Source organism: Prevotella sp. 885, from assembly GCF_002265625.1.
GTDB lineage: Bacteria > Bacteroidota > Bacteroidia > Bacteroidales > Bacteroidaceae > Prevotella.
This window is the reverse complement of record NZ_NOVE01000023.1, coordinates 24,180-47,945: the sequence shown is the minus strand read 5'-3', so window position 1 is coordinate 47,945 and position 23,766 is coordinate 24,180. Positions and strand designations below refer to the sequence as shown.

The following is a 23,766-nucleotide window of genomic DNA, read 5'->3' as shown; positions in this document are numbered from 1 at the left end:
ACTATTTATTAAATGCATATTCAGAAGAGCCGTTTTTTACCCAAAATTGCAATACTAAAAAATTCACGACCAGAGATTTGAAAACGCGTTTTTCGTCACGTATAAAGGGGTAAAAAAAGACCTAACTCTCGTTTGTTTAGAGAATTAGGTCGAAAAATAAGGTTTCTCTTGAAGAGACAATCTAGATAAAAAAAGGGGTGTCAGAAGCCCGTTTTAGTGGAAAATGAAGAAGAGAAGCTCGCGCATCAGGTCGTCTTGAGACGTGTTTGGGTTGTCTATACCCTTACTTTTGGCGTCTGTCTCTCTTATTTTAGCCAGAATCTGCAGAGCTTTCATCGCCGTGTAGTTTCGCATACCGGTCAAATAGTCCTTCACACCCCACACGGATTTGAGATCAAGGAACACAGCCAGCGCCTTCTCATTGGTACGATCAGGCGAATAGAACGCCAGCAAGAGGTTCTGGAAATACGAATAGAGAAGAGGCAAGCACGAGAACAATGAACCTGCTTTCGGATTCTTGTCAAAATATTTTACTATCTGATTAGCCTTATAAACGTCGCGTCCCACGATGGCATTCCTCAACTCAAACACGTTGAAGTCCTTGCTCACCCCTATCTGGCTTTCCACTATTTCCGGCGTAATCCTGCGGTTGTCATCCGGCAACGAAATCATCACCTTGTCCAACTCAGATATCAGCCTGGACAAATCCGAACCGATATGCTCCGCTATCATTGAGGCAGACTTCGGGTCGATGGCTGTATTGCGACTCTTAAGATAGCTTTCCACAAACGCTGGCAGCTCATAGTCTCTCTTTTTCTTGCTCTCAAACACCACTCCTATCGCCTCTGCCTTGCCCACCACCTTCTTGCGGCGGTCAATGTTGCCGTTCTTATAACATATCACAAGGATGGTTGAGGTCAGCGGACGCTCGAAATAGCGCTCCAAAGCATCCATCGAGCGCATATTCTGCGCTTCCTTCACAATAACCACACGATGTTGAGCCGGCAATACGGGATAACCCTTAGCCATGTTCACCACCTGTCGATCCGTGACATCAGAGCCGAAAACTACGTCCTGATTGAAGTCGCGGTCTTCGGGTTGTAGAACATTTTCGGCTATGAAGTCGGCTATCTGGTCAATATAGTACGCTTCCTCTCCCATAAGAATATACACAGGAGCATATCTTCCTGCCTTGAGGTCACGCATGACGGATTCGAACGTCATAGTTGATTTTTTTTCTGCCATAATCAAGTATACATATTATATAATGTGAAAATGCGCAAACGACAATGTCGAAACTCGCAATTATCACATATTTTCATTAATTTTGTATGCAAAAATAATAAAATGATTCGATTAAACCTACCGACTTTCGAAATAAAGTTGTCGGGCACCCAGGAACACCCACGGATATACGACATACTGCGACGACGCTACATAGCCCTTACACCAGAAGAATGGGTGCGCCAGCATTTCGTCCATTTCCTGACGGGTCACAAAGGCTACCCAACGGCTCTTATGGCTAACGAGATAAGCCTCAGCATAGGCAACAAGAAACTGAGGGCTGACAGCGTGCTGTACGACCGTCAGATGCAGCCTCGGATGATTATCGAATACAAAGCTCCACATATAGAGATAACGCAGAAGGTGTTCGACCAGATAGCTGCTTACAACCTCCTGCTGCACGTCGACTATCTTGTGGTGAGCAACGGACTGCAGCATTATTGCTGCCGCATGGATTATGAGAATCACAAGTATGAGTTTCTGAGGGAAATCCCTGACTACGACGAGATACCCCCTTGATAATAACAAATAATAACGACAAAATCTTAAAGCAAGTATGACAGAACAAGAAAAATTGCATGATTCTGCTGAATACAAGAAAATGCGCAGCCAACAGCTTTATTGCTTTGAAGCCCCTGAACTGATGGGAAGCATCATCCGTGCCAACCAAATATGCGCCAAACTGTCCACAATGACTTTCAACTCACCGGAATACAGAAAGATCATAGAGGAGCTGATTCCCGGATTGCCCAAGACTTCGGCAATAGTTCCTCCATTCCATTGCGACCACGGACACGGAGTTGTCATTGGCGAGCATACGTTCATCAATTATGACTGCATCATGCTCGACGGAGGAGAGATAAAGATTGGCGCTCATTGCAAGATAGGCCCGCGCTGCCAGTTCTTCACACCTCAGCACCCTATCGACTACGAAGAGCGCATGCAGCCCGTGGAGACCTGTTATCCTATTAAGATAGGCGACAACTGCTGGTTGGGCGGAGGCGTAACTGTCTGCCCCGGCGTCACCATAGGCGACAGATGCATAATAGCCGCGGGTAGCGTAGTCGTACGTGACATTCCGTCAGACTGCATGGCGGCAGGCAATCCGGCTGTGGTGAAGAAGATGCTTAAGTAGAGCCAACAGGATTATCAATACTAAACAATATCAGAAAGAAAAAAATCAGAAAGAAACATAAGATTATGGGAGTAGGAAAATGGATTGGCGGATTCTTCGGATTTATGTCTGGCGGACCGCTTGGAGCACTTGCCGGCTACGCTTTAGGCTGGCTTTTCGATAAAGGAGCAGAAGGTTTAAGTGGCGACTCCGCCTTTAATGCCGATGGCACTTACCGCAACAACTGGGACGAACATAACGGATATGGCAACAATCATCAGAATAACGGCTATTCCGCTCAACAGCAATACGAGGGACAGCGCAACTCGTTCCTCTTCTCTTTGCTTGTACTTGCCTCATACATCATCAAGGCAGACGGAAAGGTGATGCATTCCGAAATGGAGTTTGTACGCTCATTCCTCCGTCGCAACTTCGGCGAGGCTGCTGTCAGCCAAGGCGAGCAGATTCTTATGCGCCTGTTCGATCGCCAAAAGCAGATGGGCACTATGGCTTTCAAGAACACCATACGTGAGGCTTGCGCCGAAATAGCGCAGCACATGGAATATTCGCAACGACTGCAGCTCACCAATTTCCTTGTGATGATTGCCCAAGCCGACGGTAGTGTGCCTCAAAGCGAGATTGACGCCTTGCAGTTCGTAGCTGCCAGCCTTGGTATTTCACCAGAAGACCTCGCCTCTATGCTCAACCTCTCAACGGGCAGCACCAACATTGACGCCGCATATAAAGTGCTCGGCATAACTCCCGACGCCACGGACGACGAAGTAAAGGCTGCATATCGCAAAATGGCTCTCAAGCATCATCCTGACCGTGTGGCTACGCTCGGAGAGGACGTGCGCAAGGCTGCGGAAAAGAAATTCCAAGAGATAAGCGCTGCAAAGGAGACCATCTACAAGGCAAGAGGACTGTAAGCGAAAGAAAAGTTAAGAACTGAGAGTTTTATTTAGCAGATTTTCATATAACATTAATAAGATGAAGATTACCGTATTCTGCTCTGCAAATGAGCATATCGACCCCGAATATTTCCGCCTGACAGAAGAACTTGGCAAATGGATGGCTGAAAACCATCACGACCTTATATTCGGAGGAACCAACCAAGGACTGATGAACTGCGTGGCAAAGGCTGTGCATGAGGGTGGCGGACGCGTCATCGGCGTAGTGCCGTCGCTCGTCGAGAAAGGCGGACGCATGTCTGATTATCTCGACGTGCATATCCCCACAGACAACCTCTCCGACCGCAAGAACCTGCTGATCGACCAATGTGACGTAGTAGTGGCATTGCCTGGTGGCGTGGGTTCGCTGGACGAGATATTCTGCGTGGCAGCATCAAAGTGCATCGGTTACCACTCAAAGAAGGTTATTCTCTATAACATGAAGGGATTCTGGAACGCCCTCATTGCGCTCATGGACGATCTCGACAAAAAGGGAATGATTCGCGGCGACTGGCACAACATGATAGAAGTGGCTAACGATTTCGAAGAACTGAAAAACTTTTTGATATGAAACCATTAAGAAAATTGACTTCCCTCGTCCTCGCCATGTTGGCATTCACGGCCAACGCTCAGGAAGGCGCATGGAACGGCGAACTTGACGTTATGGGCACCAAGCTGCCATTAGTCTTTAATTTCACCACCAATGGATGCACCATGGACTCTCCGTCACAAAACGCAAAGGGCATTCCCGCTGAGAAGACCGTTACAGACGACGGTACGATAAAGGTAAAGGTCGGAATGATTGGGGCTACGTTCGAAGGAAAGATGGCAAACGGCGAGATAAAGGGAACCTTCACTCAGAACGGTTTTCCTCTACCGCTTACCTTAAAACCTGGTAAAATCACAGTAAAGCGTCCGCAGACTCCCGTACCACCATTCCCCTACAAGGAAGAAAGCGTAAGTTTCACCAACGCAGGCTATACATTCAACGGCACACTCACCTTACCAGAGAACTACACGAAGGAAACTCCCGTGGTGCTGATGGTAACAGGTAGCGGACAGCAGAACCGTGATGAGGAAATGTTCGAGCACAAGCCATTTGCCGTAATAGCCGACGCTTTGGCTCGTCAAGGCATCGCATCCTTGCGTTATGACGACCGCGGATGGGGCGATGCAAGAAGCGTCAAGTTCATGAATTTCACTGTAGAAGACTTCTGCGAAGATGCCGCTGCCGCCCTACCGTTGTTGCGCAAACGCTTCAGCAAGGTTGGCGTTCTCGGTCATAGCGAGGGTGGAACCATAGCCTTGATACTTGCTGCTGAAGGCAAAGCCGACTTCATCGTGTCGCTTGCAGGAATGGCTATATCCGGTAAGGAGACGCTCGTTATGCAGAACCGTCAAGCCATGTCTGCCATAGGTCTGCCAAAGGAAACGGTTGACACATACTGCAATAGCATCAGTAAAGCACTCGACGAGATTGCAAGTGGCAAGAAGGCAAGCGAAATAAACATCGATGGTATGCCCGAAGCTCTCAAACCTATCACCATAAAATCATTGCAACAAGCAGACACACCGTACATACGCCACTTCCTTAACATAGACGTAAGCGAACTGTTGTCTAAGATTAAATGTCCTGTACTGGCACTTAACGGCACAAAAGACACACAGGTGGACTGCACAGCCAACACCATACAACTCGAGAGGGGGCTTACAAATTGCAAGCACACCATAAAGAAGGTGGACGGTGTCAATCATCTCTTCCAGCATTGCACGACAGGCAATGTCGTTGAGTATCAGCAGATAGAGGAGACCATAGCCCCGGAGGTGCTTCAGACCATAACTGGATGGATAAACTCCGAACTATAAAAGAGCTTGAAAAATGAGAGTTATGAACGCCTTACATTATTTATTAAGGCCATCATAGCTCTCATTTTTCGTTTCTATTTATCAAACATCTGCTCACAGGGATATAATGCGAGTCCTTTATCTCGCCTATCACAATGATACTGTGCAGACTGCCTATACAGTCTATATTACCAAGCGTGTTAAGCATAAAGTCCTGATAGTCCTTCATGTCATGGGCATAAACCTTTATCAGGAAGTCGTAGTCGCCCGTGGTGTTATAGCACTCGGTTATTTGGTCAATGGTCTGCACAGTATCCATAAACTGCTGAATTAGTTCGTTCGTGTGCTGCTTCAGCCTGATGTTACACAACACTATCACGCTATGCCCCATCTTGTGATGATCCACCACAGCCGAATATCTTTTTATATAGCCCTCGCGCTCCAGACGTTTCTGACGCTCGAAGGTTGGCGACGGTGACAGATGCACACGTGCAGCAAGTTCCTTTACCGTCATGTGCGAGTTCTGCTGCAACAATTTCAGAATCTTGATGTCTATCTCGTCAAGCGTTTCTTGATTTGCCATTATGCTTGGTTGTTTATTGTTTAATTATTTACTAAGTTGTATCCGTTTTGCAGAATAATATTCCGCAAAAAGCTATATATACAATGCAAAGTTAGGAAATATTTCTGAATTACAAAGAATTTTTGGCTGTAATAGTTCTTCTTCATAACTTTGCGCTCAGAAATCAGAAACGAAACAAAAAGAACAAATAAATAACAAAAAGATTATGAGCAATTCAGTAAACAAGCATTTTGATGCTGTGGGCAGTTATCTGCGCCCGGCAGAGTTGAAGGAAGCAAGAGCCAAGTTCGCCAACAACGAAATCTCAGCAGAACAGCTCCGAGCAGTTGAAGACCGCCTTATAGAGGACGTTATAAAGAAGCAGAAGGCCCATGGCCTTCATTACATCACGGACGGAGAGTTTCGCCGTAGCTACTGGCACCTCGACTTTATGTGGGGATTCGGCGGTGTGGAACACATCGAGCTTGATCATGGCTATCAGTTTCATGGCGAGGAGACCACTAAAGGTTCGCTGAAGCTTACCGGTAAGATAACAGGATCCGGCCATCCGTTCATTAAGGATTTTCTGTTTGTGAAACAGTTTGAGGAGGAAGGTGTCGAGGCTAAGCTGACCATCCCAGCCCCAGCACAGTTCCTCGCCGAGCTTTTCCGTGGCGATAACTCGAAGAACACACGTGAGTTCTATCCCAATAACGAAGAACTAATCCATGACATCGCAGAAGCTTACCGCACTTTCTTCCGCGAGATTCACGCCGCCGGATGCAACACCGTACAGCTCGACGACTGCACATGGGGCATGATCGTTGACGACGACTTCTGGAAGTCGATGGCAGGCAAAGGCTTCACTCTTGAGCACGAGGCTCTGCAATATCTCACAGTAAACAACCTTGCCATTGAGGACAAGCCCGAAGGCCTCACCATTAACACTCATGTATGTCGCGGCAACTATCATTCCTGCTACGCCACAAAGGGAGCCTACGACCCTGTCGCACCTTACCTCTTCGCCAAGGAAAACGTCAACACCTACTACCTGGAATACGACGACGAGCGTTCCGGCTCTTTCGAACCGCTGAAATATGTATCAGACAATAAACGTGTAGTACTTGGACTCATCACCACAAAGTCGCCCATACTGGAAGACAAGTCCACCATTATAGCCCGCATACGCGAGGCAGAGAAGTACATTCCTCTGGAACGACTCAGCCTCAGCCCACAATGCGGATTCGCCTCATGCGAGATTGGCAACAAACTCACCGAAGAAGAACAATGGGCAAAGCTCAGTCTTGTAAGAGAAATCACAGAGGAAGTGTGGGGATAAGAAAAGTCCACGCAGTTTTCTCAGAACACTTCAGCCACGTAGTTGTGCTTTATCCCGTCCTTACCACGTTTAAGGAAGAGGATAAGGCGCACGTGGCTGTCTATCACTATTCCGTTTCTAACATCATCCGGCAATGCGGCGGTAGAGGCAAATCCGCCTTTTATGATATTTCCTTCAGGCGTGTATTTTATAGCCGACTCAAGAGAATAGCGTATGTATTTTTCCTTCGGATTAGCATATTCCACCTTTGCCTCGTACACACCGAAAGCATTACGCCCCTCGTATTTGTCCATCAACCCTAAGATGGCAGCCCACTTAAAATGGTCGCCGTTGGCTATTATCGGACAAAAGCGTACGTAGCTGCCTGCTGTTATGTTAAGAGCGGAGTGAACCGACTTAAGCGCAACGAAATGGCGCGACTGCGAATCATACACGTGAATGTGTCCGTGATTCTCATCCACAAAGTCCACATACCCCACTTCCACCGAAAACACCTCGTCCACACGCTTCTGCGACAGCACGATATCGGCAGCACGCTCATTGCCTTGCTTTGAAACTCTTCTCAACACATCAAACATACGTCCGCATATCTCCCACGGACGACACGGAAACTGATGGCTGTCAGCCAAGACCTCCGATCCGTTCCTTGCCACAAGCTTCACGTAACGACGCTTCCTGCCATTGGTCTCCTTCTCTATCACCTTGGCAGCGTACATACTCACAATGGCGTCACACGCTTCTTTGTTCTCCTCCGGATGATGCAGCATATGCGACTGAAGGGCACGCTCCACGCGTTCTTTTAGCGACAGGTATTGCCTACCGTCCTTCCCTGTCTGCCTCCGCAAATCCTGCGGACGCAAGAAGCGGTCATACCCCCACGCCTCAAGAAACTTCGGCAGCTTGAAGTCGCTGTAAGTCTCGCTTACATTTACCGCCATACCGAGCATACACGAGTCGATAAGCGACATGCGCTTCACATGCAGCTTCATGTATGCGGCAAGCAGAGTGCGAGCCATAACGGATCCCATAGTTTTATAGTTGTGCTGTAGGTAACGGAAAATCTTCCAGTTGGTTTCGTCGGGATGGGCAGCACCGGTGGAGATGCTCTCAAGAAGCTCGTCCCATGTTACGTTCTTTGAGGTATCAGGCGTAGTCATAATATAACGAAAGTAAAAGTTATTGGTTGTCAAGTTAGTAGTAAAGAAAAAAGAGAGTTGAAAGTCAGCTTTCAACCCTCTTACTTTCCAGCAACAAAACTCACACCATGAGTTTTGTCGTATGCTTTTTAGCTAAGCTTTGTTTCTGACTCTTCAGACTTCTTAGAAGCAGCAGTCTTGCGTGTTGTGGCACGCTTACGCTTCGGCTTGTCCTCAGTAGCCTCCGGAGTTTCAATCTTCACGTCAGCCAATTCAGGATCAATCATGATGCGACCGCAATACTCGCACACGATCACCTTCTTGTGCATCTTGATGTCAATCTGGCGCTGAGGCGGAATTTTGTTGAAGCAACCGCCGCAGGCATCACGCTGTACGTACACGATGCCGAGACCGTTACGGGCATTCTTGCGGATACGCATGAAGCTTGAGAGCAGACGCGGCTCGATGGTGGCCTCCAGCTCAGTGGCCTTAGCCTTCAGCTTCTCCTCCTCTTCACGAGTCTCCTGCATGATCTCGTCCAGCTCGTTCTTCTTCTCGCTGAGAGCGCTCTGACGGTCAGCGATAAGCTCCTGTGTGTGAGCCATTTCACGCTTCTTGTCCTCTACCTTAGCATTTGCCTCCTTGATTTTCTTGTTGCAAAGCTCAATCTCAAGGCTCTGGAACTCAATCTCCTTTGTAAGAGTGTCGTACTCGCGGTTGTTGCGCACCTCATCGAGCTGTCTCTTGTAGCGCTCCACGCTTTCCTGCGCATCCTGTATCTCGCCCTGCTTCTGTGCCACAGCCTGCTCAAACTCGTTGATATCGTTCTCGATATGCTCCACACGAGTCTTCAGTCCGGCAATCTCGTCCTCAAGGTCCTGCACCTCAAGAGGGAGTTCGCCACGCAGCGCACGCTTCTCGTCAATAGCAGAGAGAGTGGTCTGAAGCTGGTAAAGGTTCTTCAGCTTTTCCTCTACCAAATTTTCTGTTTCCTTTTTTGCCATAGTGATGTATGTTGTTATTCTTTTTATTATTTAAAAGTACATTATAGGATTGGTGCATGTCTCGGCTATGAAGCATCCCACACCAGGACATTCGCGCTCGATGATGTCGCGGAATATCTCGCTCGTATACTGCTCGCTCTGATAATGACCGATGACAGCTATCTGTATCTGCTGTTCACGTCCGAAAAACTCGTGATAATGCATCTCGCCTGTAAGGAACGCATCGGCGCCCGCAGCCACAGCCTCGTCCAGGAGGAACGAGCCCGAACCTCCGCACATTGCCACCGTACGTATAGGACGGCGCAAGAGCTGGTTAGCCTGCACACACTCCACGCCGAATGTCTTCTTGAGCATGATGATGAAGTCGTCAGCAGCCACAGGCTCCTCAAACTCTCCCATCACTCCCGAGCCACATTCCACGCCGTCCACCTGCTTGGGCGACATGAAGCGCACGTTACGCAGCCCCATCTTCTCCGCCATCTTATAGTTCACACCGCCACGGGCATTGTCCATATTGGTATGCATCGAAAGGATTACGATGTTGTTAAGAAGAGCCTTCATAACTGCCTGCTGCACATAGTCTTCACCAGTAAGACGCGCAAGCTTACGGAAAATCAACGGATGGTGCGATACGATAAGGTTGCATCCCTTCTTTATGGCCTCATCCACAATCTGACACGTAACGTCCAGACACAATAATGCCCCTGATACTTCCGCCTCTGTCAGTCCGACTTGCAGGCCAGCATTATCCCAGCTTTCCTGCAAGGGCAGAGGCGCGAAACGTTCAAGGGCTTCAATAACTTCCTTTATTTTCACGCTTTTCAGCCTTTAAGTATATAGATACTATATGTAATATGCTGCAAAGTTACTGCTTTTTATGCAGAAACGGAAGGATGCACACGCTTTATTAGAATATTTTAACGAGGATTTTGTAAGCAAAAACACATTCTTAATGTCTTATTGTCAAAAAACACGTCTTCATGTCCTCCATGCAAATATTGTACAAAGAGTAAAAAGCTGTTACAAAACAATAATTGATTCTAGAGTTCTGATTTGCCGTTTTTAGGGTGTTTTGCTGTGAAAACAGCACACACGCTTAACGATAGCGCCACTTTTACAGTCCAATAGTGCCACTATTAGATTGTAAAAGTGGCGCTATTGCATGATAAAAGTGGCACTATTGTAGTGTAAAAGTGGCGCTATTGCAGCAAAAAACGGCTCTATTGCGAGTCTGATTTCATAACATTTCTCCAGAAAACCGCATAACGCGCTGTGTATTAGCACGTTGTCCTCAAACGCTCAAAACTCAAGAATTTCGCACCAAAGATTTTGTTGTGCGCTCAGCTCATAGTATTGAGCATCAGGAATGCAAATATTGTCATCAGCTAAAACAAAAGGGAAATAGTTTTGCCGGCGGCAATGTAAGAAGAATAAGATGATGAGAGCACATTGCCGTTTATCGTAAACGTACCATATAAGCGATTATGCAAAGCGTTGTCAGCATCTCTGACATGCCCAACGCCAGCCAAATGCCGGTTTCGCCGAACACCATCGGAAGGAAGATGAAGCAGGGTACGAGGAAGAAGAGGCCGCGCAGCAGGGCGAACACCATAGCCGAACGCACGCGCTCTATGCTCTGGAAATAACCTATAAGCGTGAGGTTGACAATGAAAAACACAAACGCCAGAGCCATCAGCGGGAAACCTTTGACGGCAAGAGGGAAGGCTGCCTCACTACGGTCTATGAACAACTCTACAAGCTGTTCAGGAAGGAGCATGAACGCTGCACTCGCCGACGCTCCACATACGACAGCAGCCAGCAGAGCCACACGCAATGTGGAACTGACTCGACGACCGTCACCAGTACCATAATTGAAACTGATGATCGGTTGTGCAGACTGTGCCACCGCATTGCCTATCATATACACAAAGGGAGTGTAATAGCAGGCTATTCCGAATGCGCCGATGCCAGGATCGCCCAGATAAGAACCGAATATGTAGTTGCCGATGAGGGCAAGCACCGCCATCGTACATTCTCCCATAAGGGCAGACAGTCCGATGGTGCATTGATAGCCGATGTTTCGGACGGAATAGAGCAGGGAGCGACGGCTCCATTTCAGTCGGATGGGTCGCAGCTGACGTGCCGCGAAAAGCATATACCACATGGCTATGATGCCGCCAATGGTCATACTCAACGCCGAGGCAACGGCAGCTCCCCAAAGCCCCCACCCCATATATACTATCATAAACCAGTCGAGGAAGATATTGGCTACAGCCGACACCACGTTGCACCACATGGCAAGACGCGGGCTACCGTCAAGGCGGATGACAAACAACAGCAAAGCCGCCCACACGCCGAACAACTCGCCGGGCATAAAGCCAAGCATATACTCGCGCACCAAAGGCAGCAAAGCATCTGACGAACCGAGCATACGTCCTATTGCCGACGGGAACAGCATCACCGGAATTATCATCGCCAAGATCACGATTGTGGCGAATATCCAAGCCTGAGTGACATTGATGCGGGCTGCCTTGAGTTTGTGCTGCGCCATATGGATGGATGCCACTACGGAACAGCCGGCTCCCATCATCAGAGCCAGTCCTGTCACCACCATAAGAATGGGCACACAGATGTTTATGGCAGCAATGCCGTCCGCTCCCACAGCATGACCTACGAAGATGCCGTCAATGGCTGTCATCGCCGATATGCTGAGCATACCGAACAATGTAGGGAGAAAATAGCGTCCGAAAAGACGCGGGATGCTCAGCGTACTGAGATCAATGGAGTCCTTAGTTAGTTTCTCTGACATTTATTATGTTTGCAAATATATTATGCAAAGGTACCACAATAATAAGGAAACACCACAAAAAATGAGTAATAATGAGTACTTTTGCATCGTAAAATAGAAAAGACAATCAGATAATGAAACTCAAAACCATCAGTCAAAAGCTAAAAGGCAATCCCTCAATGACAGAGGGAACCGTCTATTCCATGCTCGTGATATGCGGCATCTCACACTTCCTTAACGACATGATACAGTCTATCATACCGTCAATATATCCCATTCTGAAGGCTAATTTCGACTTCTCTTTCGCACAGATCGGACTCATCACGCTCGTCTTTCAGATGACCTCATCCATCCTGCAACCGTTCACCGGACTGTATGCCGACCGCCATCCGCGCCCCTACGCCCTTTCCGTAGGCATGTGCTTCACGCTGACCGGCCTCCTGCTTCTTGCCTTCGCCAATAATTACCTTGCCATACTCATCGCTGTGAGCATCGTGGGCTTCGGTTCGTCCGTCTTCCACCCCACCGCCTCACGCGTAACCCAAATGGCGTCGGGCGGCAAGAAGAGTCTGGCGCAATCGATATTCCAGGTTGGAGGCAATGGCGGATCTGCACTCGGACCGCTGCTTGCTGCCATAATCATCCTCCCTTACGGACAGCACTCCATTTCGTGGTTTGCCTTAGCAGCTCTACTTGCAGCCCTGATAATGATAAGGCTCGGAGCATGGTATAAGGCAAGGCTGAAGTATATTGTGAAGCATCCGCAGAAAACGCCGGAGCTGAACAACAACATCTCAAAGCGAGCCAAATACGGAGCTTTGGCTATACTCATTCTCCTCGTGTTCTCTAAGTATTTCTACACTTCGTGCATCACGAGCTACTTCACGTTCTTCCTCATTGACAAGTTCGGCGTGTCGGTAAGGGCATCGCAGCTGTTCCTCTTCGTGTTCCTCGCAGCCTTTGCCATCGGAACCGTAGCAGGAGGCATGCTCGGCGACCGATTCGGACGTAAATACGTCATCTGGTTCTCCATCCTCGGAGCAGCCCCATTCGCTCTTGCCATGCCTTACGTGGGTCTGACATGGACTATAGTCTGCTGTTTCCTCTCAGGTCTGATTATCGCCTCAGCATTCTCGTCTATCGTGGTTTACGCCACCGACCTCATGCCTGACAAAGTGGGCATGATAGCCGGCGTATTTTTCGGACTGATGTTCGGACTGGGCGGACTGGGTTCGGCTTTCTTCGGATGGCTGGCTGATAAGACAAGCATAGAGTTCATATTCCAAGTAAGCGCTTTCCTGCCGCTGTTAGGAATCATAGCCGGACTGCTGCCTAATACGCAGAAGACAAAATAGCCATTTTATCACCCCAAATAAAAACAACAAACGGTCAGGCAAAAAGTAACATAACCTTTTCCTGACCGTTTTTTCATATCACTCTTTATTTATAATCCTATCGGCACAACAACCTTGAATGTAAAGTTGCGACCCATATTAAACACTCCCATTCTGCCCGTAGCCTTATTCACGTCAAGATATTTCAGTCGGCTTAGATGACTCTGATAAGCACGGTCGGTGATGTTCTCACACGAAACATACAGCGAAGCAATGCGCTTGCCGTGGCTTTTTATGTCGGTTCCTGCATACATATTTAATAATGTATATGATGGTGTGGCTGTCTCCGTACCGCCGGCTGCATAATAATGGTTCTGACGAAGATTGCAGTCAACGGCAAACTTCACGTACATATTGTCGAACGTGCGTCCGTCACAAACAATCTCGTAACGCACATCTCCTTGCCAACGAGGAGCAGGAGTGAACGGCAGATACTTTGCTTCGTGTGGCTGACCGAGTTGCACGGCATCCACATAAGCGAAACTATTGCCTATGTGCAAGCGCTCAAACGGATGGACATCCACATGCACTTCACCACCCATCAGACGGGCATCTCCCGAGGTGAATCGGTAGGTGTCGGAGCCGTCTGTAACGACCGGCGTGCCATCGGCATCGGTGAGACGCGTGCTGAAGATATAGTTGCTGATGCGATTGGCGAAGAGCGAAAGCTCGGCAGACACAATCTCCGAAGAATAGTCGAGTCCGAGATCGAGCTGCCAACTTTGTTCCGGCTTTAAAGCCGTATTGCCAATCTCATAACGCTGTGTTCCCTCATGCTCACCGTTAGAAGCAAGTTCACTGATGTTTGGCGCACGGAATCCGCACGACGCATTCAGCTTGATATTAAAGTTCGGCAGCAGTTCGTAAGCCATTCCTAAACTGCCCGAGAACCCGTCGAACCCACGGCTGAAAGCCTTGAAACGCTCCACGACGCCGCCATCCTCTTCATCTTCCAAGAGATTATCGCCATGCAGATGACGATGGTCATAACGCACACCACCACTAAGATTCAGCTTATCAACATTGCACGTGGCTGTGGCAAACAAGCCATAGTCGAAGAGGCTATAATCTGGGATGAGAAACTCTGTGCCCTTATTGACAGACCGTTGCCACATACCGTTCAGTCCAGCGGCAATTTTCCACGAACCCAACAATGGCGATGTGTAGTGCAAATCATAGTTGACAGTATGGAGCATTAGGTCGAGCCCGCATTCATCGCGCTTCTCCTCATATTCCTGTCTGCGGTTCTGCTGGTAAGCAGCAAGCAACTTTATGTTGCCTTCACCCACATACCACATATTGTCAAGGACAGCCTTGTAGTGATGGATCTGCTGGAACGGCAGAGAACGACCATAACTCTTAAGATTGAAGCCGTCAGGAATCTCAAGTCTGCCCGTCTCTTCATCACGTTCTCCCTCAATTATTCCTGGTGTAAGATGATAATAGTCGAGCGTAAGATGAGTGTGTCCGACACGATGATTCCAGCCAAGCATCTGCACGAACGACTGCTCACGGAAAGCAGAGCCATACACATAACCATCGTAACGGTTCTTATATGCATGCGCCATCTTGCCACTGTAGCGAGTATTCCACACAAAGCCACGCTTATTGCCAGCAAAATTAAGTGAATAGTCGAAGAGTCCGTTGTTGGTCTGATAACCGCTCATTATGTTGCCGCTCATCTCTCCCATTGGAAGTACCGGTGCGCTATTGAAAACTATCACACCTGCCAAAGCATCCGAGCCATACATCAGACTGGCAGGACCTTTAAGTATTTCGACAGAGTGAACCGACGCTGCGTCTATCTCAACTCCATGCTCATCGCCCCACTGCTGACCTTCCTGACGCACACCGTCGTTTACCACCACTACACGATTATATCCCATACCGCGTATAACGGGCTTTGAGATGCCGCTGCCTGTGGTTATCTGTGACACGCCCGGCTGATGACTGATGGCGTCTATGATATTTGTGGAAGGCTGTGCTTCAAGTTGGCGAGACGATACGATGCTTATAGGAGCTGCCGACGTTCCGAGTTTCTGATGTCCTGTAAGTCCTGTGACCACCACTTCGTTTAGCTTCACATTGGTTTCGGTCATTGGCTGATGGCGAGTGGTGTCTGCTTCTTCGGTTATAGCCATAACGGGGACTGTTGCCGACGAGCATACGCCCATCAGCAATAACGATTTATATATATTGTTCATTTATTTGTTTCCTTATTGTTGTTTGTCTCAAAAAAACACATGGGGTGACCATCAACAATAAGGCGGAGCTCTTGTGCTCCTTACGCCCACAATCAGCAGACATGGCTTTGGACATGACCGCTGCATGGTGAGCCTCCTCATCACAGCAAAGACAGCCAGCACAATCAAAGTAGGCACAAGATAAGACGTGCTATGAAGCTGACATAGCAGACAGTCGTGCGTAAATGAATGTGTGGAGGCAATGTGTCCACTATGATGAACATGATGCAGACAGTCCTGACAATAGGACGCAACGACATCGTCTTCCACCTCCTCATGATGGTGGAAGCTTATCGCCACCAACATTGGCAAATACACCAATATCAGCAGCCAAGCCAAACGTCTATGCCTTCTGTTAACTGTACGCATTCTGAAATCAATCTTGTCATCAGACTGCTAAACATAGCAGCCGATGATACAAATTATCAGTACAAAGGTATATTATTTATACTAAATATCAGATATTATTACTGTTAAATAATCAATAAAACTTAGATTAACTGACATTTTAACACAACAATATGACAAATTTGGCTAAAATGTCAGACTTGACAATATCCTTACCGGATGGCACATAAGTTGCGTTATGGCATGATGAAAGCCGGAAGCAATAAAGGCAGACGGCAAAACAATTAAACATTGGAGGTAATACATTATGTTAGTAGTTCGCAGAAATAACAGTTCAAATTGGTTGAACGATTGGTTAGACAACACATTGTTTAACACAGAGGCAACATCACAGGTAAGAACAACCGCTCCGGCTATCAACGTCAAGGAGACTTGTGAAGAATATATTATGGAAGTAGCTGTTCCTGGTCTGAAGAAGGAATGGGTAAGAATAAACCTTACCAATGAAGGTCTGCTCCACATGGCCATTGAGAACAAGATGGAGCACAAGGAGGAAGAAAAAGAATGTGGTTGCAGAAGAGATAGACACGAGAGCTATCTGCGTCATGAATTCTCATACGGCAACTATGAACAGAGCTACACTCTTCCTGACGACGTGGAGCGCGACCATATCTCAGCAAGCGTTGCCGATGGCATACTTACCATCGTAATTCCGAAGATAACGCCAGAGAAGGAAGCTAAGATTATGAAGAACATTGAAGTGAAATAAAGAATAACGATTTGCAGGATAACAAACGCAAAAAGGTTGGTTGCGATCATTGGGCTTACAACCAACCTTTTTTTGTTTAAGTTTTACTTAAAAAAATCAACATTTCTCTTTGTCATTCCAAACATTTGACATATCTTTGCGATATCAAAATGATATCACTAAACAATCACATGTATAACCATTAAAAAGTAAGATTATGGAGAACAAGGAGTTTCAGTTTAAAGGTATGACCATGAATGGTTTTGCCATGCTTTTCGTCAACATCATGTTGACAGTATTGAGTGCAGCGATTATTGTTACTGGCTTCATACAGAATCTGAATGACATATTGACAGGATTGATTGTAGGCTTCGGCTTTGCCGTATTCGCCGTAACACTCTTCATTTGGGCAGGCTTCGTGATGCTCGAACCGGGCGAGGCACGTGTGATGATGTTCTTCGGAAAATACAAAGGCACGTACACCAAGGTGGGCTACTCATGGGTGCACCCTTTCATCAACACCAAGAAGCTGTCTCTTCGTGCCCGCAACCTTGACGCAGAACCTATCAAGGTTAATGACAAGACGGGCAATCCGATTATGATAGGACTGGTGCTCGTGTGGAAGCTAAAGGATACATACAAGGCTATGTTTGAGATTGACTCGCAGACAATGGCACAGAGCGGAACAGCACAGCAGATCGGAACAAGCGTGTCGAACGTGATGCTCGCCTTCGAGAACTTTGTCAAGACACAGAGCGACGCAGCACTTCGTCAGGTGGCAGGACTCTATGCCTATGACAACAACGAGTCGGGCAAGGCGGAACTTACTCTGCGCGACAGTGCCGACGAGATAAACAAGCAGCTTGAAGAGAAACTTGACGAGCGTCTGAGCATGGCCGGCATAGAAGTGGTAGAGGCACGCATCAACTATCTTGCCTATGCACCGGAGATTGCCGCCGTGATGCTTCGCCGCCAACAGGCTGACGCCATTATCTCTGCACGCGAGAAGATTGTGGAGGGTGCCGTGTCGATGGTGAAAATGGCTCTTGACAAGCTAAGTAGCGAAGAAATCGTAGATCTTGACGACGACAAGAAGGCTGCCATGGTGAGCAACTTGCTCGTTGTGCTTTGCGGTGACGATTCGGCTCAGCCTGTTGTCAACGCCGGAACTCTAAACCATTAAACCGTATGACAAAAAAGGAAACTGGAACTAAGAGTTTCGTTCTGCGCGTGGATGCCGAGACGATGGACGCCATTGAAGCGTGGGCTGCTGACGAATTCCGCAGCATCAACGGACAACTGCAATGGATTATCGCCGAGGCTCTGCGCAAGAGCGGACGAATGCCCAAGAAACGACAAACGAAAAATCCTCCACAACTATGAATACAAACTTTAATCACTTCTGCGATTCGTCCAATGACGAGCAAGAATATCCAAAAATCCGGCTGCAACGCACATTGACCAATACTTTCTTTGAGATAATCATTGGTTTGCTATTACTCATTCTTTGGGGAGGAATAGTTTATAAGTTGGCTATATCGAATGGTGAACCAATCCCCACTCACATTGACTTCTCAGGCAAGGCTGACAGCTTTGAGAGTCCCTACTGGCTGTTACTCGTAGGTGGCTTCTGCACCGCTTTGGCAGTATTCTATATGTATGCCGCTTACCGTCCCAATTATCTGATTGAAATGAGCTTACGAATCACAAACATGCGACAGATAAAGATACTGGTTTACTGGGCATATATCTTCACAATAGAATTGATATCAATAGGCATCGCGCTGACATTTTTCTGTTTTGGAAGCCTTACATTATTCTTTAAGATAATAGCGTTTGTCATGATACTCACGTCCTTGGTAACAATCATAGCTGTAAGAATGGCCAAATAGCCCTATTGAAGAACTATTGAGCCGCTATGATGAAACATAAAGGAAGAACAAAGAAAAAGGTTGGTTGCGAGCAATAGGCTTACAACCAACCTTTTTTCGTATATATCACGTTTTATTTCTTTATCACAAATACGCGTGTCTCGTGCGGCATTACGCGTCCCTTCCACTTTGATGCGTTACGGGCTACGTCCTTATGCTGCCACACGTCGCGTACGGTGTATTTGCCAGCAAAACCGAGAGAAGCAAAGTCAGCAGTAAGAGTGAGCGGCTTTTCGGAAGTGTTGAGCAAAGCAACGGCGTGAGAGCCATCAGCAAGCGGACGAACGAAGATCTGATAGTTGTCGTTCATTACCTTGCGCTCGGCGGCCTTACCAAGCACATCCTGATTGATGGCGATAATCTCCGGATTGAGCAGTATGCGGCGATCGTCCTCAGACACCTTGCGCAAGTCATTGGTCATGGCGAGAGGAGAAGCCATCATACACCACATACTCATCTGTGTCTGATATTCGATCTGGGTGCAGCCCACTCCACCGAGATCGCTCGACGGACCGCCCGTACCGTTAAGTCCTACGACAAGCATGTCCATGTCGGGCCATTGTCCAGGACGCACATACTTGGCAAGCGGAGCTGTGACGTTGACAATATCAATGATGCCCATACCACCTTCCTTCACGACGTCTTTCCACATATCGCGGACGTCATAGGAGGTACGCCAGAGCTGACCGCCTACTTCCTCACACCATTCCTCGCATTGACGCTGTCCCCACTCGCAGATGCCGAGAACGATGTCGCGACCGGAATTCTGCAAGGCATTGGCCATAGTACGATAACGATGACGAGCTGTGGCGCTATCCTCAGGAGCGTTGCAGTAATCATACTTAAGATAATCAATGCCCCATGAAGCAAATGTTCGTGCGTCCTGCTCCTCAAAGCCAAGACTTGCGGTCCAACCGCCACACGTAAGCTGGGCTGCATCAGAATAGATGCCAAGCTTAAGCCCCTTAGAATGAACGTAGTCGGCAAGGGCCTTCATGCCATTAGGGAACTTCTCAGGATCAGGAATGATGTTATTCTGACGATCGCGACCTCCCTGCCAAAGGTCGTCAATAAAGATATATTCGTAGCCGGCATCACGGAAGCCACCTTCCACCATAGCGTCGGCAGTCTCACGAATAAGCTGTTCGTTGATGTTGCCTTGAAAGAGATTCCATGTCATCCAGCCCATTGGAGGCTTTGGAGTAAGTTGATTACGCGGAGTCTGTGCAGAGGCAAAAAGAGAAGACAGCAGTAACGCTGCCGATAAAAATAAAGACTTGTTCATAGATATATAATATTTGTTGTTTTAGTAGATAGCGGTTCTTAATGAATGCAAAGTTACTAATAAATATTCAGAAACATAAGCTTACGGACCATAATACGCTCGAAAAGCGTTATCTTTGCCATATCGGAAACATATATAAAAACATACAACAACATGCATAACATCACATTCTTTGAAGTTACAGAACCGAAGGAGGCATATCGTTCTGCCGTAAACAACTTGCTGACACAACTATCGCAGAATGCCAAACCAATGACCATTGACGAGATGACGTATCTGACAACTTGCAACGAAAGCCACCTGTTCTTTCTTTGCATTGACAATAAAATCATCGGAATGTCCACGCTTGCCGTCTATAGGTCGCCCATAGGCTGCAAGGTATGGATTGAAGATGTAGTGGTGGACAAAGATTATCGCGGCAAAGGACTCGGACGTACGCTTATAGAAAAGACAATAAAGGAGGCAAAGAGATTTGCCCCCTGCTCACTTCTGCTAACGTCACGCCCGTCACGCATCGAAGCAAATGCGCTCTACCAAAGCATTGGGTTCTGGAAAAGAGAAACCAATGTATATAAAATGGAGATAATCTGACGAGCTAAAGCGTATCACGGGTTAAGGATATCCAGTATTTCCGAGAAATGGGAAATACGCCAAAGACGCTCATGCTCAAACTCTTCAGTGGTTTCGTGCGCCCAGTTAGTGTGGAACGGTATATGGGCGGCATAAGCTCCGATGGCAAGTGCCGGAGCAATGTCGCTCTTGAAACTGTTGCCAACCATAAGAAGTTCGTCCGGATTAACGGCAAGCTGAGAACATAATGTATGGTAAGCTTCCGGTGTCTTGTCACTAACGATGCTGACAACATCGAAGAAGCGGAGCAGACCGGAACGGCGCAACTTATTCTCCTGGTCCATCAGCTCACCTTTTGTGAATACGGCAAGACGATAACGACGTGAGCCATCGGCATGCTTAAGGTCATGTAAACGGCTAAGAGTCGGCTCCACACCATCAAGCGGGCAAGCGTCAACATGAAGCAGACGCTTACCCAATTTCACTATTTCGCCAATAACACGGGCCTCTACCATACCTTCGCTAACCTTGACGGCATTCTCGACGAGCGAGATAATAAAAGCCTTGCAGCCATAGCCTAAATCTGTCATATTGGACATCTCCGTCTCAAAAAGGCTTGCGGTGATTTTTTCGCTATCACCGAACGGAGCCAGAAGCTGACAATACTCTCTCTCTACATCAAGGAAATGGTTCTGTAATGCCCACAGCGTATCGTCAGCATCGAAAGCAACGGCACGTATATTATTGGTTTTCATAGCACTAACACTGCCATTCATTACAGATTCCATTCTGATACGTCACACTTCGCCTCCACCTTCTTCTCTATGTCGTCAGAAAGTGATGGGAAGAAATCAATGCCTGTGATGCGCTCCACCTCGTCCACAGAATTGGCATAGTCGCCCTTCGGACGATTGCCGTCAGCATTCTTATAGATAAAGCCTATTGCCTTCGGAGAGGGATTCATACACAACACCACCTTGAAGAAAGCATCAGGAACACCCACCTTATTCTTGCCTATTGTCTTAGAGCTTTTCTTGTAGAATATGGGACCGCATACTATATATATGTCGCCATATTGCTTTGCCCACTTGCGGCATGCCTGCTCCATCTCGTTCCAGTCTCCACGATTGAGCGACGGAGCCTGTGGACACACATTGGTGAAGAGAAAAGAGTCGTCCATTGCTGCGCTGCTCCACTTATTATCACCAGCTGGACACATGTGTCCGCGGTCGTATCCAGAACGCACATAATCGAAATCCACCGCTCTTGGCTCCGGAACATCAAGATCTTCATGGAATTTAGATTCAGCTCGTTTTGTGTTGCCGGTAAGATGGGCTTCAGTAAGATGCCACGCCACCCAATTCGGGACACGACGGTCAGAGTTATACGAAACTGTATAACCAGTACGCTTAAGCACTATCTCAGGCGTTTTCTTCAAAGGAGCGGGCACTTCAATTCCTTCAATAGAAATCTTCGATGACGTTTGCTTATTAACAGTAGCTTCATTGGAGCTATTGCCATTATCCTTCTTTGCTATCTCGCTCTCATAAATCTTACGGCCTTCAGCCAAACCTGCCTTCAAGCCCTTCGCATCGCAGGCACACATTGACAGGCACAGGAATGCTGCCGCCAATACATTAAAAAACTTCTTATTCATCATTATCCTATTAATATATCATTTATTGTTCTGCTGATTCTTGATTGTCCGTGTGATTCACGTCTGGTTTTATGTTTTTTATACGACCATAAACGTCCAATACAAAACGACGTGCCGCTACGAGCGTCACCCAAGCAGCGATAACGCTTGCTGACATCATCGCTGCCACTAACACAGCCTGCATTGCAGCTGCCTGCAACACATCAAAACCGCACATCATCATTGCCAACATTACGAAAGGCACTATGCCTACTGCCATGCCAGCCATCCTTGATATCTCCTTGACAAGAACGGCATGCAGGGAGCGTCGTACAAGATAATACATGGCTTCGGAATGGGTGGCTCCATTGCCTATAAGATAATAGTAGAGATGGTTATGATGGCTTATACCTCCATAGAACAATCTCAAAGCCTTAACCTGCGCTTCTATTATGCCACCAGACATCATTGCGACTACTGGGACAATAAATCGCGAACTTAACTTTATCTCCGGAGCTATGCACAATACAGCCATCCCTCCTGTCACAAATACAACGGACGCAAGTATGCCGACGGCAACGGGGACAATATATTCACGCAGTCCGAGTCGGCTCTTCACCACTGCAGACATGGCTGAATAAGCCACCATGAGAAGCAAGAATACGATGTTAAGAAGCCAATTATCCCAAAGAACAAGATAATATGCCACAACTCCTAAGACACCAAGACGAAGCACCATGCGTGCTAACGCCATAAAGATGTGACGTATCTCTGATATACGGTATGCATACGCCACGTATATGGGCACTGCAAGAAACACAGCGCATAAAGCTAAGGAAAGATATAAAAGCATAAGCGAAATATTCTTATATGATAAAATGATTAAGATTCAGACTCTTGTTACATACAGACAGTAAAGCCTGGTCGGACGTCGCCACAACAAGCGTAACGTCCTTCATCCTTGGCGAACAAAGGTATGACATGACGGACATTATGCCGCGTTCGTCCTGCGAGGACGTAGGATTATCCAGAAGAAAGACCTTTCGTTCTGTCATCCCAGTCAACGCTATAGCGACACGCTGTGCTTCCGCGGCAGACAAGGCAGAAAACTTCCGGTCAATGACATCGTCCTTCAAAGACAACTGACGTAGTTCGTCCTTCAGAATAGACATTGAAATTTCCTTGTTCTTGTTGACGGATAGACAGATGTAATAATCCATAACATCGCGGACCAACTCATCACCAAAGTCTAAGCAACTTGGCAAGTAAGACATCTGCCTACGAAAATAGGCACCAAGATTTCCTTTTACAGCCTCACCATCCACGCTTATCCAGCCTTTTTCAACAGGCTGAACACCGGTCAAGGATTGCAACACCGCAGAGCGAGCCTGCTGGCTGCCTCCTGTTACGGCAAAAATGTCGCCTGGCAAGGCTGAGAAGGATATGTTGCCATATTGTTCTGATTCGCCCACTCGTAGATGGACGTCTTTCATTTCTATTATCATTGATGATTGGCTTTATCTTTTACTTGTTATATGTTAGACTTCAAATAGGAATGCAAATATAACAAAAAGTCCCGGAAGTAGAAC

At 47.4% G+C, this 23,766-nt stretch carries 24 protein-coding genes; 12 read left to right on the top strand and 12 right to left on the bottom strand.

The genetic code is table 11. The features are described 5' to 3' along the window. Positions 1-213 precede the first annotated feature (213 nt). Entirely contained in the window at positions 214-1,245 is a 1,032-nt protein-coding gene (gene holA / locus CHL74_RS08460; protein WP_094880730.1) for a DNA polymerase III subunit delta, read from the bottom strand. Positions 1,246-1,347: 102 nt separating this feature from the next. Here holA and CHL74_RS08455 point away from each other — a divergent pair, with 102 nt between their 5' ends. The 5 genes from CHL74_RS08455 (at position 1,348) to CHL74_RS08435 (ending at position 5,214) form a co-directional block, all read left to right on the top strand. After that, on the top strand, positions 1,348-1,803 hold the full coding sequence (locus CHL74_RS08455) for a type I restriction enzyme HsdR N-terminal domain-containing protein (RefSeq protein ID WP_094880729.1): 456 nt from the start codon (positions 1,348-1,350) through the stop codon (positions 1,801-1,803). A 37-nt stretch (positions 1,804-1,840) separates the two neighbouring features. Continuing rightward, a complete protein-coding gene (locus tag CHL74_RS08450) occupies positions 1,841-2,419 on the top strand; it encodes a sugar O-acetyltransferase (protein WP_094880728.1) in 579 nt (192 codons plus the stop codon). Positions 2,420-2,484: 65 nt separating this feature from the next. Then, positions 2,485-3,327, top strand: coding sequence for a DnaJ domain-containing protein (locus tag CHL74_RS08445; protein ID WP_094880727.1), 843 nt, complete (start codon positions 2,485-2,487; stop codon positions 3,325-3,327). A 61-nt stretch (positions 3,328-3,388) separates the two neighbouring features. Continuing rightward, the gene (locus CHL74_RS08440) at positions 3,389-3,919 is read left to right on the top strand and encodes a TIGR00730 family Rossman fold protein (RefSeq protein WP_094880726.1); all 531 of its coding nucleotides are present in this window, start codon (positions 3,389-3,391) and stop codon (positions 3,917-3,919) included. Next, the gene (locus CHL74_RS08435; RefSeq protein ID WP_094880725.1) at positions 3,916-5,214 is read left to right on the top strand and encodes an alpha/beta hydrolase; all 1,299 of its coding nucleotides are present in this window, start codon (positions 3,916-3,918) and stop codon (positions 5,212-5,214) included. The genes CHL74_RS08440 and CHL74_RS08435 overlap by 4 nt, the downstream gene beginning before the upstream one ends. A 61-nt stretch (positions 5,215-5,275) precedes the next feature. On the opposite strand, the gene CHL74_RS08430 is transcribed toward CHL74_RS08435, so the two are convergent. Next, positions 5,276-5,776: an Lrp/AsnC family transcriptional regulator gene (locus CHL74_RS08430; protein ID WP_094880724.1), complete on the bottom strand. Its 501-nt coding sequence runs from the start codon at positions 5,774-5,776 to the stop codon at positions 5,276-5,278. Positions 5,777-5,981: 205 nt separating this feature from the next. Between CHL74_RS08430 and CHL74_RS08425 the strand changes: the two genes are divergently transcribed. Beyond that, positions 5,982-7,094 (top strand): 5-methyltetrahydropteroyltriglutamate--homocysteine S-methyltransferase, encoded by a 1,113-nt coding sequence (locus tag CHL74_RS08425; RefSeq protein ID WP_094880723.1) that lies wholly within the window; start codon positions 5,982-5,984, stop codon positions 7,092-7,094. 20 nt (positions 7,095-7,114) lie between these two features. Here CHL74_RS08425 and CHL74_RS08420 read toward each other — a convergent pair whose 3' ends face one another. The 4 genes from CHL74_RS08420 to CHL74_RS08405 all read right to left on the bottom strand — a co-directional run bounded on the left by CHL74_RS08420 (position 7,115) and on the right by CHL74_RS08405 (position 12,043). Further along, on the bottom strand, positions 7,115-8,251 hold the full coding sequence (locus CHL74_RS08420) for a hypothetical protein (RefSeq protein ID WP_094880722.1): 1,137 nt from the start codon (positions 8,249-8,251) through the stop codon (positions 7,115-7,117). 128 nt (positions 8,252-8,379) lie between these two features. Beyond that, the gene (locus CHL74_RS08415) at positions 8,380-9,234 is read right to left on the bottom strand and encodes a zinc ribbon domain-containing protein (protein ID WP_094880721.1); all 855 of its coding nucleotides are present in this window, start codon (positions 9,232-9,234) and stop codon (positions 8,380-8,382) included. Between the two features lie 30 nt (positions 9,235-9,264). Then, complete coding sequence (locus CHL74_RS08410) at positions 9,265-10,059, bottom strand: Nif3-like dinuclear metal center hexameric protein (protein WP_094880720.1); 795 nt, start codon at positions 10,057-10,059, stop codon at positions 9,265-9,267. Positions 10,060-10,690: 631 nt separating this feature from the next. Next, on the bottom strand, positions 10,691-12,043 hold the full coding sequence (locus tag CHL74_RS08405; protein WP_094880719.1) for an MATE family efflux transporter: 1,353 nt from the start codon (positions 12,041-12,043) through the stop codon (positions 10,691-10,693). A 113-nt stretch (positions 12,044-12,156) separates the two neighbouring features. On the opposite strand from CHL74_RS08405, the gene CHL74_RS08400 reads away from it, so the two are divergent. Further along, on the top strand, positions 12,157-13,377 hold the full coding sequence (locus tag CHL74_RS08400) for an MFS transporter (protein WP_094880718.1): 1,221 nt from the start codon (positions 12,157-12,159) through the stop codon (positions 13,375-13,377). Between the two features lie 89 nt (positions 13,378-13,466). Here CHL74_RS08400 and CHL74_RS08395 read toward each other — a convergent pair whose 3' ends face one another. After that, positions 13,467-15,620, bottom strand: coding sequence for a TonB-dependent receptor (locus CHL74_RS08395; RefSeq protein WP_094880717.1), 2,154 nt, complete (start codon positions 15,618-15,620; stop codon positions 13,467-13,469). A 694-nt stretch (positions 15,621-16,314) separates the two neighbouring features. Here CHL74_RS08395 and CHL74_RS08385 point away from each other — a divergent pair. The 4 genes from CHL74_RS08385 (at position 16,315) to CHL74_RS08370 (ending at position 18,647) form a co-directional block, all read left to right on the top strand. Continuing rightward, complete coding sequence (locus CHL74_RS08385) at positions 16,315-16,776, top strand: Hsp20/alpha crystallin family protein (protein ID WP_094880715.1); 462 nt, start codon at positions 16,315-16,317, stop codon at positions 16,774-16,776. A 196-nt stretch (positions 16,777-16,972) separates the two neighbouring features. Continuing rightward, complete coding sequence (locus CHL74_RS08380) at positions 16,973-17,938, top strand: SPFH domain-containing protein (protein ID WP_094880714.1); 966 nt, start codon at positions 16,973-16,975, stop codon at positions 17,936-17,938. Between the two features lie 5 nt (positions 17,939-17,943). After that, complete coding sequence (locus tag CHL74_RS08375; protein WP_094880713.1) at positions 17,944-18,138, top strand: Arc family DNA-binding protein; 195 nt, start codon at positions 17,944-17,946, stop codon at positions 18,136-18,138. After that, positions 18,135-18,647, top strand: coding sequence for a hypothetical protein (locus CHL74_RS08370; RefSeq protein ID WP_094880712.1), 513 nt, complete (start codon positions 18,135-18,137; stop codon positions 18,645-18,647). The genes CHL74_RS08375 and CHL74_RS08370 overlap by 4 nt, the downstream gene beginning before the upstream one ends. 112 nt (positions 18,648-18,759) lie before the next feature. On the opposite strand, the gene CHL74_RS08365 is transcribed toward CHL74_RS08370, so the two are convergent. After that, positions 18,760-19,971 carry a glycoside hydrolase family 27 protein gene (locus CHL74_RS08365; RefSeq protein WP_094880711.1) on the bottom strand — a complete coding sequence of 404 codons (1,212 nt, stop codon included), beginning with the start codon at positions 19,969-19,971 and terminating at the stop codon, positions 18,760-18,762. 153 nt (positions 19,972-20,124) lie between these two features. Here CHL74_RS08365 and CHL74_RS08360 point away from each other — a divergent pair, with 153 nt between their 5' ends. Beyond that, positions 20,125-20,562 carry a GNAT family N-acetyltransferase gene (locus CHL74_RS08360; RefSeq protein WP_094880710.1) on the top strand — a complete coding sequence of 146 codons (438 nt, stop codon included), beginning with the start codon at positions 20,125-20,127 and terminating at the stop codon, positions 20,560-20,562. A gap of 14 nt (positions 20,563-20,576) precedes the next feature. Here the strand turns inward: CHL74_RS08360 and CHL74_RS08355 are convergent, their stop codons facing one another. Genes CHL74_RS08355 through CHL74_RS08340 form a run of 4 tightly spaced genes read right to left on the bottom strand, consistent with a single transcriptional unit; the run spans position 20,577 to position 23,670 of the window. Further along, positions 20,577-21,296: an HAD family hydrolase gene (locus CHL74_RS08355; RefSeq protein ID WP_094880732.1), complete on the bottom strand. Its 720-nt coding sequence runs from the start codon at positions 21,294-21,296 to the stop codon at positions 20,577-20,579. A gap of 20 nt (positions 21,297-21,316) precedes the next feature. Beyond that, a complete protein-coding gene (locus tag CHL74_RS08350) occupies positions 21,317-22,198 on the bottom strand; it encodes a DNA/RNA non-specific endonuclease (RefSeq protein ID WP_441339046.1) in 882 nt (293 codons plus the stop codon). Between the two features lie 22 nt (positions 22,199-22,220). Next, positions 22,221-23,030, bottom strand: a complete 810-nt coding sequence (locus CHL74_RS08345; protein WP_094880708.1) for an ABC transporter permease — start codon at positions 23,028-23,030, stop codon at positions 22,221-22,223. Between the two features lie 13 nt (positions 23,031-23,043). Continuing rightward, on the bottom strand, positions 23,044-23,670 hold the full coding sequence (locus CHL74_RS08340) for an ATP-binding cassette domain-containing protein (protein ID WP_176452205.1): 627 nt from the start codon (positions 23,668-23,670) through the stop codon (positions 23,044-23,046). Between the last annotated feature and the right edge of the window lie 96 nt (positions 23,671-23,766).